15 protein-coding genes are annotated in these 13,455 nt (G+C 71.9%); 3 read left to right on the top strand and 12 right to left on the bottom strand.

All coding sequences use genetic code 11. The features are described 5' to 3' along the window. Positions 1-81 precede the first annotated feature (81 nt). Both OG285_RS29065 and OG285_RS29060 read left to right on the top strand, forming a co-directional pair. On the top strand, positions 82-873 hold the full coding sequence (locus OG285_RS29065; RefSeq protein ID WP_356836816.1) for a hypothetical protein: 792 nt from the start codon (positions 82-84) through the stop codon (positions 871-873). A 178-nt stretch (positions 874-1,051) separates the two neighbouring features. Continuing rightward, positions 1,052-1,372 carry a hypothetical protein gene (locus OG285_RS29060; RefSeq protein ID WP_356836818.1) on the top strand — a complete coding sequence of 107 codons (321 nt, stop codon included), beginning with the start codon at positions 1,052-1,054 and terminating at the stop codon, positions 1,370-1,372. A 70-nt stretch (positions 1,373-1,442) separates the two neighbouring features. On the opposite strand, the gene der is transcribed toward OG285_RS29060, so the two are convergent. The 5 genes from der to aroH all read right to left on the bottom strand — a co-directional run bounded on the left by der (position 1,443) and on the right by aroH (position 5,878). Further along, on the bottom strand, positions 1,443-2,891 hold the full coding sequence (gene der, locus OG285_RS29055) for a ribosome biogenesis GTPase Der (RefSeq protein ID WP_356836820.1): 1,449 nt from the start codon (positions 2,889-2,891) through the stop codon (positions 1,443-1,445). Between the two features lie 65 nt (positions 2,892-2,956). Continuing rightward, positions 2,957-3,640 (bottom strand): lysophospholipid acyltransferase family protein, encoded by a 684-nt coding sequence (locus OG285_RS29050; RefSeq protein WP_371792652.1) that lies wholly within the window; start codon positions 3,638-3,640, stop codon positions 2,957-2,959. Further along, complete coding sequence (cmk, locus tag OG285_RS29045) at positions 3,598-4,314, bottom strand: (d)CMP kinase (protein WP_371792651.1); 717 nt, start codon at positions 4,312-4,314, stop codon at positions 3,598-3,600. The genes OG285_RS29050 and cmk overlap by 43 nt, the downstream gene beginning before the upstream one ends. 119 nt (positions 4,315-4,433) lie before the next feature. Next, positions 4,434-5,519 carry a prephenate dehydrogenase gene (locus tag OG285_RS29040; protein ID WP_356836824.1) on the bottom strand — a complete coding sequence of 362 codons (1,086 nt, stop codon included), beginning with the start codon at positions 5,517-5,519 and terminating at the stop codon, positions 4,434-4,436. Next, positions 5,516-5,878 (bottom strand): chorismate mutase, encoded by a 363-nt coding sequence (gene aroH, locus OG285_RS29035; protein WP_371792650.1) that lies wholly within the window; start codon positions 5,876-5,878, stop codon positions 5,516-5,518. Before aroH ends, OG285_RS29040 begins: the two co-directional genes overlap by 4 nt. Before the next feature lie 153 nt (positions 5,879-6,031). Between aroH and OG285_RS29030 the strand changes: the two genes are divergently transcribed. Further along, positions 6,032-6,745: a DNA polymerase beta superfamily protein gene (locus OG285_RS29030; protein WP_371792649.1), complete on the top strand. Its 714-nt coding sequence runs from the start codon at positions 6,032-6,034 to the stop codon at positions 6,743-6,745. Positions 6,746-6,752: 7 nt separating this feature from the next. On the opposite strand, the gene OG285_RS29025 is transcribed toward OG285_RS29030, so the two are convergent. The 7 genes from OG285_RS29025 to OG285_RS28995 all read right to left on the bottom strand — a co-directional run bounded on the left by OG285_RS29025 (position 6,753) and on the right by OG285_RS28995 (position 13,416). Continuing rightward, entirely contained in the window at positions 6,753-7,802 is a 1,050-nt protein-coding gene (locus OG285_RS29025) for an ADP-ribosylglycohydrolase family protein (RefSeq protein ID WP_371792648.1), read from the bottom strand. Next, positions 7,799-8,536: an NUDIX domain-containing protein gene (locus OG285_RS29020; protein ID WP_371792647.1), complete on the bottom strand. Its 738-nt coding sequence runs from the start codon at positions 8,534-8,536 to the stop codon at positions 7,799-7,801. Before OG285_RS29020 ends, OG285_RS29025 begins: the two co-directional genes overlap by 4 nt. 200 nt (positions 8,537-8,736) lie before the next feature. Then, positions 8,737-9,921, bottom strand: a complete 1,185-nt coding sequence (locus tag OG285_RS29015) for a pseudouridine synthase (RefSeq protein ID WP_356836832.1) — start codon at positions 9,919-9,921, stop codon at positions 8,737-8,739. Beyond that, positions 9,921-10,532 (bottom strand): SMC-Scp complex subunit ScpB, encoded by a 612-nt coding sequence (scpB, locus tag OG285_RS29010; RefSeq protein ID WP_356836834.1) that lies wholly within the window; start codon positions 10,530-10,532, stop codon positions 9,921-9,923. Before scpB ends, OG285_RS29015 begins: the two co-directional genes overlap by 1 nt. Beyond that, positions 10,529-11,653: a ScpA family protein gene (locus OG285_RS29005; protein ID WP_371792646.1), complete on the bottom strand. Its 1,125-nt coding sequence runs from the start codon at positions 11,651-11,653 to the stop codon at positions 10,529-10,531. Before OG285_RS29005 ends, scpB begins: the two co-directional genes overlap by 4 nt. 54 nt (positions 11,654-11,707) lie before the next feature. Further along, positions 11,708-12,250 (bottom strand): hypothetical protein, encoded by a 543-nt coding sequence (locus OG285_RS29000; protein ID WP_371793645.1) that lies wholly within the window; start codon positions 12,248-12,250, stop codon positions 11,708-11,710. Next, positions 12,247-13,416, bottom strand: coding sequence for a ParA family protein (locus OG285_RS28995; RefSeq protein ID WP_328316726.1), 1,170 nt, complete (start codon positions 13,414-13,416; stop codon positions 12,247-12,249). The genes OG285_RS29000 and OG285_RS28995 overlap by 4 nt, the downstream gene beginning before the upstream one ends. Positions 13,417-13,455 lie beyond the last annotated feature (39 nt).

The following is a 13,455-nucleotide window of genomic DNA, read 5'->3' as shown; positions in this document are numbered from 1 at the left end:
TGACCCCGGCAGGCGGTCTCCCGTTGTTCTCTTGTTGGCCGGGAACTGCCCGGCGCACGCACCGAGTTCGAGGAGCCACCCGTGCCGCGCATGCTCGACGTCAGCCAGGACGTACGTGCCGAGATCGGCGACGAAGAAGCCGATCTCCTGCTCGCCGGGGGAAACGCCCCGGGCAGCTACGACTGCACCTCCTGCCGCACCCCCGGAGACTCCGAGCAGGAGCGCACCAGCACGGTGCTGTTCGTCGGCGACGAGACCGCCGTGCTGGCCTTCGCCCACGCCACCTGCATCCCCTCACAGGTCGTCAAGGTCTCCGAGACGCAGCTCCAGGGCGCCGTACGGAGCATCACGGGTGAGGGCGCCGACGCGCAGCAGGCCCCGCCGGTCGCGGCAGCTCCGGAGCAGGCCGTGCTCGGCATCACCAGCGGTCTCGTACTGATCCAGGGCGAGCTCTGCCCGGCGCTGGTCGTCGAGCCGACCGCACCGGTCGTCCGGCCCGGCTCCTCCGGCACGGGCGACGACTTCCTGCAGCTCCTCACCGAGCAGGGGTTCCTGCCCGTCGCCGATCTGGAGCAGCCTCCCAGCGCCCTGCCCGGCTGGTCCGTGCTGCTCGCCATGGGACAGCTGCACGCCATCCTCCAGCCGGGCACGGGCGGCGGCAGCCCGGTCTCCTGGTGGCAGGCACACCAGCCGCTCCATGTCACCGACGGCTGGCGCACGGCGGCCAACAAGTCGCACACGGTGCTGGTCTTCGCCGCCCCGGCGGGCTCGATCGGACAGCAGGGCCGCGAGGACCTGCTGCGTGACGCCCTGGAGCGGGCGGCGATGCGTGGCGCTCTGGTGGCCGCCGCTCTTCCGCTGGCCGGCACCTGAGCGACCGGCTGACCCGATGTCCGCAACCCCCAGCCATTTCCGGTTTGGGGGTTATCGGCATGTTTGCGGGTGGGAATCCGTTACTTCCCACCCGCATCCGATGGACCCCGGGGTCGTTGGCCCCTGTGTGCACCCATACGAGCCGAGCCGCCAGCCGTACCAGACTCCGATCCCCGCGATGCGCCCGTCGCAGGACCCGGCGGGCAACCGCTCCGCCACACCGATCTACGACGCGCTCTACTCCGAGTACCGCAGATCGTTCCGTACGCTCCCCGGCGACCGGACCAACGAGGAGAACACCGGCTTCACGGCGTTCGGCACCGGGATGCACGGAACGGGCCTGCACGGAACCGGTATGCACAGCACCGGGATGCACGGGGGCGGGATGCACTCGGGCGGCGGGCAGCGGCCGCCGGAGAACCCCGGTTCCTGGCAGCGCCAGCACAACGGGGGTCACGCGCGTCCCGCGCTGCCGCCCGGCCCGCGCAGAGGGCTGTGACAGCCTCAGGAGCGGGCCGGCTGTCCCGGTCGGTGGTGTCGGCCGGCCCGGACAGCTGATCCGTGCCTGACTACTTCTTGCGGCCGCGCTTCTCGCGCACCCGGACCGAGATGTGGATCGGCGTTCCGTCGAAGCCGAACTCCTCACGCAGCCTGCGCTCGATGAAGCGCCGGTAACCGGCCTCCAGGAAGCCGGACGCGAAGAGCACGAACCGCGGCGGCATCGTCCCGGCCTGCGTACCGAACAGGATGCGCGGCTGCTTTCCACCGCGGACCGGGTGCGGGTGCGCGGCGACGATCTCACCGAGGAAGGCGTTGAGCCGGCCGGTCGGGATCCGGGTCTCCCAGCCCTTGATGGCCGTCTCGATCGCCGGGACCAGCTTCTCCATGTGGCGCCCGGTGCGGGCGGAGACGTTCACCCGGGGGGCCCAGGCGACCTGGCCGAGCTCGGTCTCGATCTCCCGCTCCAGGTAGTAGCGGCGCTCCTCGTCGAGGTTGTCCCACTTGTTGAACGCGATGACCATCGCCCGGCCCGCCTCGACGGCCATGGTGATGATGCGCTGGTCCTGGACGCTGATGGACTCGGTGGCGTCGATCAGGACGACCGCCACCTCGGCCTTCTCCACGGCGGCCGCGGTACGCAGCGATGCGTAGTAGTCCGCGCCCTCCTGGAGGTGGACCCGGCGGCGGATGCCCGCCGTGTCGATGAACTTCCAGACGATGCCGCCGAGCTTGATCAGCTCGTCGACCGGGTCCCGGGTGGTGCCCGCCATCTCGTTGACCACGACGCGGTCCTCGTTGGCGACCTTGTTGAGCAGCGAGGACTTGCCGACGTTCGGGCGGCCGATGAGCGCGATCCTGCGCGGGCCGCCCACCGTGTTGCCGAAGGTCTGCGCCGGCGCTTCGGGAAGCGCTTCGAGTACGGCGTCCAGCATGTCTCCGGTGCCGCGGCCGTGCAGCGAGGAGACAGGGTGCGGTTCGCCGAGGCCGAGCGACCAGAGCGTGCTGGCGTCGGCCTCGCCGCTCTGCCCGTCGACCTTGTTGGCGCAGAGCACCACGGGCTTGCCCGCCCGGCGCAGCAGCTTGACGACGGCCTCGTCGGTGTCGGTCGCGCCGACCGTCGAGTCGACCACGAAGACCACGGCGTCGGACGCCTCGATGGCGTACTCGGCCTGGGCCGCGACGGAGGCGTCCAGGCCCAGGACGTCCTGCTCCCAGCCGCCGGTGTCGACGACCTTGAAGCGGCGGCCGGCCCACTCGGCCTCGTACGTGACGCGGTCGCGGGTGACACCCGGCTTGTCCTGGACGACCGCCTCACGGCGGCCGATGATGCGGTTCACCAGGGTCGACTTGCCGACATTCGGCCGGCCGACGACGGCGAGGACGGGCAGGGGGCCGTGCGAGGCCTCCTCAAGAGCGCCTTCGACGTCTTCGACGTCGAAGCCCTCTTCCGCGGCGAGCTCCATGAACTCCGCGTACTCGGCGTCGCCGAGTGCTCCGTGGTCGTGCTGGTCGTTCATGAAGTCCGTTCCTCTGTTGCGTCATCGATGGACCGCGGTTGCGCGGTCCACTACTCAAGTCTCGCTCAGCGCCCGGTGAGGCGCCTGGCACTTTCCAGGTGGGCGGTGAGCCGCTGCTGGATCCGTACGGTGGCCTCGTCCAGCGACGTACGCGTACGCCGTCCGCTGCCGTCACCCGCGTCGAAGGGGTCACCGAACACCACGTCGACCCGGCTGCGCAGCGGTGGCAGCGCCCTGACGAGGCGTCCGCCGCGCTCGGTGCTGCCCAGGACGGCCACCGGGACGATCGGTGCTGCCGCCCGCAGCGCGAAGTACGCGAGTCCCGCGCGCAGCGAGGCGAAGTCGCCCTCGCCCCTGGTCCCCTCGGGGAATATCCCGAGCACTCCCCCGCCGTCGAGCACCCCGAGGGCGTCCGTGACCGCCGCCCGGTCGGCGGTTTCGCGGTCCACTCTCAGCTGCCCGATTCCGTGCAGGAACGGGCCGAGCGGACCGGTGAACGCCTCTTTCTTGATCAGGAAGTGCACCGGTCGTGGCGCGGTTCCCATCAGCATGGGCCCGTCGATGTTGTGCGAGTGGTTCACGGCCATGATGACCGGACCGCTCGCCGGGACCCGCCAGGCGCCGAGGACACGGGGCCGCCACAGGCCGTACATCAGCCCGATGCCGATGCCCCGTCCGACCGCGGCACCGCGTGGCCCGGGTGGTGTCACCTGGCCGCCCGCTTCTCCTCGACGAGGGTGACGACGCACTCGATGACCTGCTGAAGGGTCAGCTCCGTGGTGTCCACCTCGACCGCGTCGTCCGCCTTGGCGAGCGGCGACGTCTTACGGCTGGAGTCGGCCGCGTCCCGCTTGACGAGGGCGTCCCTGGTGGCGGCGAGACCGGCGGCCTGGCTGCCCTTGAGCTCGCCGCTGCGGCGGGCGGCCCGCGCCTCGGGGGAAGCGGTCAGGAAGACCTTGAGGTCCGCGTCCGGGAGGACCGTCGTCCCTATGTCGCGGCCCTCGACGACGATGCCGCCCTCGGCCGCGGCGGCGATGTCCCGCTGGAGCTCCGTGATCCGGGTCCGTACCTCGGGTACCGCGCTCACCGCGCTGACCTTGGCGGTGACCTCCTGGGTGCGGATGGGGCCCGAGGCGTCGGCGCCGTCGACGGTGATGGTCGGGGCGGCCGGGTCGGTGCCCGAGATGATGACGGGCTTGGCCGACGCGATCGCGACGGCCGCGGCGTCCTGCACGTCGATCCCGTTGCTGATCATCCACCAGGTGATCGCCCGGTACTGGGCGCCCGTGTCCAGGTAGCTCAGCCCGAGCTTGGCGGCGACGGCCTTCGACGTGCTGGACTTGCCCGTGCCGGAGGGGCCGTCGATGGCGACAATCACTGCTGCCGGAGTGTTCCGGGCGGCGGTTTCCACGGTGACGGACACCTTCCTGCTTCACGGGGCGGTATGTGCGGGACGCCGGTGCGCCCCGCACAAGGTTACTGGCTGGGGCGGCCGTCCCGTTACGCCGTCCGGCGGCGGCACCCGCACCCGGCCCCGGGACCCTACTGGCGCAGCGACCAGCCGTGCTCCCGCAGGGACGCGGCCAGTGCGGGGGCCACGCCCGGCTCCACCATCAGCTGCACCAGACCGGCCTGCTGTCCCGTCGCGTGCTCGATCCGTACGTCCTCGATGTTGACCCCGGCCCGGCCGGCGTCCGCGAAGATCCTGGCCAGCTCGCCCGGCTGGTCGCTGATGAGCACGGCAACGACCTCGTAGGCGGCCGGTGCCGCCCCGTGCTTGCCCGGCACCCGCACCCGGCCCGCGTTGCCCCGCCTCAGTACGTCCTCGATGCCCGCGACCCCGGTGAGCCGCTTCTCCTCGTCGGCGGACTGCAGCGCGCGCAGTGCCCGCACGGTCTCGTCCAGGTCGTCCGCGACGCCGGTCAGGACGTCCGCCACCGGCCCGGGGTTGGCCGAGAGGATCTCCACCCACATCCGGGGGTCCGAAGCGGCGATCCGGGTGACGTCCCTGATGCCCTGGCCGCAGAGCCGTACGACCGTCTCGTCCGCCTCCTCCAGGCGGGCGGCGACCATCGACGAGATCAGCTGCGGGGTGTGCGAGACCATGGCCACCGCCCGGTCGTGTGCCTCGGCGTCCATCACCACGGGCACCGCCCGGCAGAGTGCCACCAGCTCCAGGGCCAGGTTGAGCACCTCGGTCTCGGTGTCCCGGGTCGGAGTGAGCACCCACGGCCGCCCCTCGAAGAGGTCGGCGGTCGCGGCCAGCGGGCCCGAGCGCTCCTTGCCCGCCATCGGATGCGTCCCGATGTACGGGGCCAGATCGCAGCCCATCGCCTCCAGCTCGCGGCGCGGGCCGCTCTTCACGCTGGCCACGTCGAGGTAGGCGCGGGCCACGCCGCGGCGCATCGCGTCGGCCAGGGTGGCCGCCACATGGGCGGGCGGCACCGCGACGATCGCGAGGTCGGCCCGCCCTTCGAGCGGTTCGTCGGTGCCCGCGCCGAGCGCGGCCGCCGTACGGGCCTGGGCCTCGTCGCGGTCGACGAGGTGGACCGTGATCCCCCGGCCGGCGAGGGCGAGGGCGGCGGAGGTGCCGACGAGGCCGGTCCCGATGACGAGGGCGGTTCTCACTGGGCGATGTCCTTGCGCAGGGCGCCCGCGGCGCCGAGATAGACGTGGGTGATCTCCGGCCTGGGCAGATCGCTCTCGATGTGCGCGAGGATCCGCACGACGCGCGGCATGGCACCGGCGATGTCCAGTTCCTGGGCACAGATCAGCGGGACGTCCACGATGCCGAGCCCGCGCGCGGCCGCCGCCGGGAAGGCGCTGTGCAGATCGGGGGTGGCGGTGAACCAGATGCTGATCAGGTCGTCGGCGGTGAGGCCGTTGCGCTCCAGGACGGCCGTGAGGAGGGCGGCGACCTGGTCCTCCAGGTGTCCGGCCTCGTCCCGCTCCAGCTGGATCGCTCCCCTGACCGCTCGTACCGCCACGTCCTGCTCCTCGCTCCCGTGAAACGTCCGCCGCGCGTCTGCCGCACCGGCTCCGACCAGAGTAGTCAGCCGTACGGGCTTCCGGCCTCCGCGCCCGTCCTGCGAGACGGGGACGGCCCCGGCGGCCCGCCGCGCCTGGCGTAGCCTCTCGGCATGCGGCTCACCCCCGGCGATCTGGTCCGCGACCACACCGTCTACTCCTGTGTGATGGGCTCACGCGCCTTCGGTCTGGCCACCGGGGCCAGTGACACGGACCGCCGCGGGGTCTTCCTCGCGCCGACCCCGCTGTTCTGGGGTTTCGCGAAACCCCCGACGCATGTGGAGGGCCCGGCGGACGAGCAGTTCTCCTGGGAACTGGAACGCTTCTGCGAGCTGGCCCTGCGCGCCAACCCCAACATCCTGGAGTGCCTGCACTCCCCGCTCGTCGAGCACATCGACGCCACGGGCCGTGAACTCCTCGCCCTGCGTGGCGCGTTCCTCTCCCGGGAGGTCCACCGCACCTTCACCCGGTACGCGCTGGGCCAGCGGAAGAAACTGGCGGCCGATGTCCGTCAGTACGGCGCCCCGCGCTGGAAGCACGCCATGCATCTGCTGCGGCTGATGGCCTCCTGCCGCGATCTGCTGCGCACCGGTGAGCTGGTCATCGATGTCGGCGACGCACGGGAGCCGCTGCTCGCCGTGAAGCGGGGCGAGGTGGCCTGGCCGGAGATCGAGCGCCGGATGTCCCGCGTGGCGGACGAGGCCGAGGAGGCCGCCGCCCGCACCCCGCTGCCGCCGGAACCGGACACCGCCCGGGTCCGGGACTTCCTGTTCCGGGTCCGCCGGGAGTCGGCGCTCCGGCCGGGGCGGCCCGCTGCGGCGCCGTGACCGCTGCTCAGGCGTCCCAGAGCGCACCGAGCGCCAGCAGTTCGCCGTGGTACTCGATCCGCTCAGCCCACTCCCGCGGCCAGGCAGCGGGGCCCAGACGCGCACCGGCGAAGGCACCCGCCAGGCAGGCGATCGAGTCCGAGTCGCCCTGCGTGCAGGCGGCCCGGCGCAGCGCCAGGAGCGGTTCGTCCGGGAAGAGCAGGAAGCAGAGCAGCGCGGTGGCGAGAGCCTCCTCGGCGATCCAGCCCTCCCCCGTGGCCAGGCAGGGATCCGTCTCGGGCGAGGGTGCCCGGAGCGCGTCGACGAGCCGGTCCAGGGCGGCGAGGCAGTCGTCCCAGCCGCGCGCCATGAAGTGGGCGGGGGTCGCGTCCCCGGCGTCTCCCGCGTACGTCCAGAGGTCGCCGAGCCACCGCTGGTGGTAGCGCGTGCGGTTCTCGATCGCGTACGAGCGCAGCTGTCCCACCAGCCCCGTCGGCTCGGCCCCGTGCGCCAGCAGGAACACGGCGTGCGCCGTCAGGTCGCAGGCGGCCAGCGCCGTGGGGTGGCCGTGGGTGAGCGCCGACTGCAACTGCGCGGCTCCGGCCCGCTGTTCGGTACTCAGTCCGGGTACGAGGCCGATCGGTGCGACCCGCATATTGGCCCCGCACCCCTTGGAGTGCGGCTGGCTGGCCTGCTGCCAGGGCCGGTCGCTGTCGAGGAGACCGCAGGCGGTCAGGCAGGTGTTGCCGGGCGCGCGGTTGTTCTCCGGCGAGTGGTACCAGGAGACGAACTCCTGCCGGACCGCCGCCGCCATCGCCGACGGTTCGAGGAGCCCGCGGTCCATCACGGTCCGCAGGGCCCGCCCGAGCGCGAGCGTCATCTGGGTGTCGTCGGTGACGAGTGCGGGGCGGGGCAGCTCCATCTCGCGCCACGGACCGTACGTGGCGAGGATGGACGGTACGTCGTGGAACTCGGTGGGGTAGCCGAGGGCGTCCCCGATGGCGAGTCCGGTGAGGGCGCCGGTGGCGGCCTGTCCGGTCGTGGTGGCCATCCGGCTCGTACGGCTGGCAGGGCTCATTCGGATCGTCCTTCCGGGCGCAGCAGAGGTGGGTGCAGGGCGGTGGCGGGGCCCGCCCGGTAGAGGGCGGCCGGTTTCCCCCGGCCACCCGTCAGCCGCGCGGCCCCCGGCACCGGTTCGACGAAACCGGGGCTGGCGAGGACCTTGCGGCGGAAGTTGGGGCGGTCGAGCACGGTGCCCCAGACCGTCTCGTACACCTGCTGGAGCTCGCCGAGGGTGAACTCGGGCGGGCAGAACGAGGTGGCGAGGCAGCTGTACTCGATCCTGGCGCCGATCCGTCGGTGGGCGTCGGCCAGGATCCGGGTGTGGTCGAAGGCGAGAGCGCGCTCCGGCCGGGCGGGCATCCACTGGGCGTGGGCCGCGTCGCCGCCGCCCCGGGGCTCGGGCAGATCCGGTACGAGCGCGGCGTACGCGACGGAGACGACCCGCATCCTGGGGTCGCGGCCGGGCTCGCTGTACGTCCGCAGCTGCTCCAGATGGAGCGCGTCGGCAGTCGCGCCGGACAGCCCGGTCTCCTCGGCCAGTTCACGCCTTGCAGCCTCCTCGGCCGACTCCTCCGGCAGGACGAAACCGCCGGGGAGCGCCCAGGCTCCCGGATACGGCTGCTCACCCCGGCGTATCAGCAGGACGTGCAGCGCCCCCTCCCTCACCGTGAAGACGGCCAGGTCGACGGCGACGGCGAACGGTGTGAAGGCATAGGGGTCGTAGGGCGCGCAGGGCTGGTCTTCCTCCATGTGCGGCCCCCTCCGGCACTGGGGGTGGCACGGCCTCCCGGAAATCCGGTCCACCCCCGTGGGTCCGGTTCGCCGGGCGGCCGTGCACCCGCCCTCTTTATGGTCACTATGACTATAAAGGAGCGAGCGGGCCGGGACAAGAGAGAACCCGGCCCCCGCACGGAGCGGGGACCGGGTTCCGGGTGCGTCTGCGGCAGCGGTTACAGGCCGACTTCCTTCATCAGCATGCCGACCTCGGTGTTGGTGAGGCGGCGCAGCCAGCCGGACTTCTGATCGCCCAGCGGGATCGGGCCGAAGCTGACCCGCACCAGCTTCTCGACCGGGAAACCGGCCTCGGCCAGCATCCGGCGGACGATGTGCTTGCGGCCCTCGTGGAGGGTGACCTCGACCAGGTAGTTCTTGCCGGTGTTCTCGACGACGCGGAAGTGGTCGGCGCGCGCGTAGCCGTCCTCCAGCTCGATGCCGTCCTTCAGCCGCTTGCCGAGGTCGCGCGGCAACGGGCCCTGGATCGCGGCGAGATAGGTCTTCTTCACGCCGTACCGGGGGTGGGTCAGCCGGTGAGCCAGCTCACCGTGGTTGGTGAGGAGGATGATGCCCTCGGTCTCCGTGTCGAGACGGCCCACGTGGAACAGCCGCGTCTCACGGTTGTTGACGTAGTCGCCCAGGTTCTGGCGGCCGTCCGGGTCCTCCATCGAGGAGACGACACCGGCCGGCTTGTTCAGCGCGAAGAAGAGGTACGACTGGGTGGCGACCGTCAGGCCGTCGACCTTGATCTCGTCCTTCGGCAGGACCCGGCGGCCCTGCTCCATGACGATCTCGCCGTTGATCTCGACCCTGGCCTGCTCGATCAGCTCCTCGCAGGCACGGCGGGAGCCCATCCCGGCCCTGGCCAGCACCTTCTGCAGGCGCTCGCCCTCCTCCTCGGCACCGGGGAAGGTCTTGGGGGTCTTCACCTGCGGCTTGTTGTGCCGCTCCCGGTTGCGCTCCTCGATCTTGGCGTCGAGCTCGCGCGGCCTGGACGTCTCCCGCTGGCCGTGCGGGCCGCGGCGCGGGGGCTGGCCCTGCGGGCTCTTCTTCGGGCCGCCCTTGGCACCGCCGCGGGCGGCCGCGCCCCGGCTGCCCGAGGGCTTGGAGCCGGGCTTGCCGCCGGTGGCGGGCCCGCCCCGGCCGCCGGCCGCGGGCTTGCGGCCCTGGTCGTCGGAGGAACCCGTGCCGACGTCGTAACGCCGTTCCTCGGGGCGGGGCCGGCGCGGACGCTCCTCCTGCTGGCCGCCGCGCCCTCCGCCGGCACCGCCGCCACCGCCGGACGTCCGACGGGGCGGCTTGCCGCCCGCACCCCGGTTGTCCCGGTTGCCGGTTCCGCTGTTCCTGCCGTTGCTTCGCATCAAAGTTCCGTCTTGTCGTCTGCGTCGGTGTCCGGACCGTACGGTGCATCCGGATCGAACGACGGCACACCTTCTTGTGTCTCGGCCTCGATCGCATCCGCCTCCGGAAGGAAGGGCGCGAGCTCCGGGAGCTCGTCCAGGCCTCGCAGGCCCATCCGCTCCAGAAAGTAGTTCGTCGTCCCGTACAGGATCGCACCTGTTTCGGGTTCCGCGCCCGCCTCCTCCACCAGACCCCTCTGCAGGAGGGTCCGCATGACCCCGTCACAGTTGACTCCACGGACCGCGGAGACCCGGGACCTGCTGACCGGCTGGCGGTACGCGACCACCGCGAGGGTCTCCAGCGCGGCCTGGGTGAGCCGGGCCTGCCGGCCGTCCAGGACGAAGCTCTCGACGGCCGCGGCGTACTCGGGGCGGGTGTAGAACCGCCACCCGCCCGCGACGAGCCGCAGGTCGAACCCCCGGCCCTGGACGGTGTACTCGTCGGAGAGTTCGCGGAGCGCGTCGGCGATCTCGCGCCGGGACCGGTCCAGGACCTTGGCCAGGTGTTCTTCGGTGGCCGGTTCGTCGACGACCATCAGCACCGCTTCGAGTTCGGGCTTGAGGTCACTCATGCCGTCTCCTCCACCACTTGATCGAATTCGTCCGTCACGACGGGCTCCGCGCCGTCACCGCCGGTCCAGCGCACGAGCAGTTCGCCGAGCGCCTCCGGCTGGTCGAGGGCGACCGCTTTCTCGCGGTAGAGCTCCAGCAGGGCCAGGAAGCGGGCCACGACGGTGAGGGTGTCCGGCGCGTCCTCGGAGAGGGTGTGGAAACTCACCTCGCCGAAGGAGCGCAGCCGGGCCACCACGATCTCGGCCTGCTCCTGTACGGAGACCAGTGGGGCGTGGATGTGGTCGACGTAGATCTGCGGTCTGGCCCTCGGCTGCATCGCCTTCACGGCGAGCTTCGCGAAGCCCTCGGCGCCGATGCTGATGACGACCTCGGGCAGCAGCGCCGCGTGGTGCGGTTCCAGGCCCACGGTCCGCGGGTACCGCTTGCCCTCCGCGTCGAACCGGTCGCTGAAGATGTCCGCGATCTGTTTGTACGCGCGGTACTGGAGCAGCCGGGCGAAGAGCAGGTCCCGCGCTTCGAGCAGCGCGAGATCGGCCTCGTCCTCGATCTCGGCGGCGGGCAGCAGCCGCGCCGCCTTCAGGTCGAGCAGGGTGGCGGCGACCACCAGGAACTCCGTGGTCTGGTCCAGATCCCACTCCGCGCCCATGGCCCGGATGTGCGCCATGAACTCGTCGGTGACCTTCGACAGGGCGATCTCGGTGATGTCGAGCTTGTGCTTGGAGATCAGCTGGAGGAGAAGATCGAAGGGCCCCTCGAAGTTGGTGAGCCGCACCGTGAACCGTCCGTCGCGCGGCTCGTCCGGATCGCCGTCACCGGTCCGGGCGGAGTCCGGAGGGGGCGGGAGCACCGGCTCGGGCGACGGCGTGGGTACGGGCTGCCCGGCCCCGGGCGCCTGCGCCGGCTCAGGTCCGGCAACGGCCTCCGGCGACGGAGTGAGTACGGGCACCCTCGGGCGTTCCGGCGCCGCTGGGAGTTCCGGCGCCTCCGGGGTTTCCCGCGCCGCTGCCGCCGCGGCGGGCTCCCCGGCGGGCTCCGGTGCCCGCGGCCCCGCGGACCGCGCCCCGGGGCCGCGCCCCAGGGCGCGGCGGCGGATCGGGGCTGAGTCGTCGTCGGCAGGCATTGCGGTCCAGGGTACGGAAGTGGAGGCGCGGGGCCGCTACCGGCGCGCAGCCGCTCAGCGCCCGCGCAGCCGCCGTACGAGAATGCTGGCGTCGCCGCGCGACTCCAGGTCGGCGAGCACCACGGCGACCGCCTCCCGGACGATGCGCCCGCGGTCCACGGCGAGACCGTGTTCCCCGCGCAGCACCAGACGCGCGTGTTCGAGGTCCATCAGCTCCTCGGCCGAGACATAGACCGTGATCTTCTCGTCGTGCCGCTCGCGCCCGGTGGGGCGCCGGTTGGCCCCCCTGCCGCCGCCCCGGCGGCGCTGCTGGCCGGCAGGTGCGACCGGCGCGGTCATCGGCCGCGCCTCCTGCGCTCTGCGCCCAGCGGCCGCCTCCGCTTCGGCGGTCCTGCTGCGGGATTCGGTCGTCTCCGCCGCCGCGGTGGAGTGCTCCGCCGCGGACCCGTCCCGCTGGGCGGACGGCGCCGCCGGGTCGCTCTCACCCGCGGGACCGGGGATCCGTGCCTCGCCGTTGACCGGCCGCCGCGGGGACGACGACTGGAGCGCCGTCCCCCCGGTCGTACGGAACAGTTCGTCGGCCCCCGGCAGACTCACTCGGCGTGACACCGGGCGAGCACCTCCCTGGCGAGCTGACGGTAGGCGGCCGCGCCGACCGAGTTGGAGGCGTACGTCGTGATGGGCTCACCGGCGACCGTGGTCTCCGGGAAGCGCACGGTCCGGCCGATGACTGTGTGGTACACGTGGTTGTCGAAGGCTTCGACCACCCGGGCGAGCACCTCGCGGCTGTGCACCGTACGGGAGTCGTACATCGTGGCGAGGATCCCGTCGAGCTCCAGGTCGGGGTTGAGCCGCTCCTGGACCTTCTCGATGGTCTCGGTCAGCAGGGCCACCCCGCGCAGCGCGAAGAACTCGCACTCCAGCGGCACGATGACCTTGTGCGCGGCGGTCAGCGCGTTCACGGTCAGCAGACCGAGCGACGGCTGGCAGTCGATCACGATGTAGTCGTAGTCCTGCATCAGCGGCTTGAGCGCGCGCTGGAGCGTGGACTCCCGGGCCACCTCGCTGACGAGCTGCACTTCGGCGGCCGACAGGTCGATGTTGCTCGGCAGCAGGTCCATGTTGGGCACTGCGGTCTTGAGCAGGACCTCGTCCGCCGCCATGCCCCGCTCCATGAGCAGGTTGTAGACGGTGAGGTCGAGCTCCATCGGGTTCACACCGAGACCGACGGAGAGCGCGCCCTGCGGGTCGAAGTCGACCAGCAGCACCCGCCGTCCGTACTCCGCGAGGGCTGCGCCCAGGTTGATGGTCGACGTGGTCTTGCCCACGCCGCCCTTCTGGTTGCACATCGCGATGATCTTGGCGGGACCGTGGTCGGTCAGCGGTCCTGGGATCGGGAAGTACGGCAGCGGCCGTCCGGTCGGGCCGATCCGCTCGCGGCGCTGGCGGGCAGCGTCCGGGGCGAGCGTGGCCGCGTACTCCGGGTCGGGCTCGTACTCGGCGTCGGGGTCGTAGAAGTGACCCTCGGGTACCTCGTTGTAGACGGCGAGATGGGTGGTCGAATCGCCACTCCGGTCGCCGGCCCTGGCGTTCACGTGTAGGCCGTCCATACTCTGGTGGGCTGTCGTCATGTGCGGGTGGGTCTGGTGGCTCGCGAAGGTGCGGACAGCGACGGAGCCGACAGCCTCGCGCCCCGCAGGGCCGTGGCCCCGAGCAGGCGTTCCTGATCGACCACCCCCGGGAGTAAATGTCGACTCATTCACAAGTCGTCTTACCTCCTTGGACGTGACCAGGAAACTTTA

Source organism: Streptomyces sp. NBC_01471, from assembly GCF_041438865.1.
GTDB lineage: Bacteria > Actinomycetota > Actinomycetes > Streptomycetales > Streptomycetaceae > Streptomyces.
Note: the sequence above shows the minus strand (reverse complement) of the source record. Positions and strands in the feature narration are given on the sequence as shown.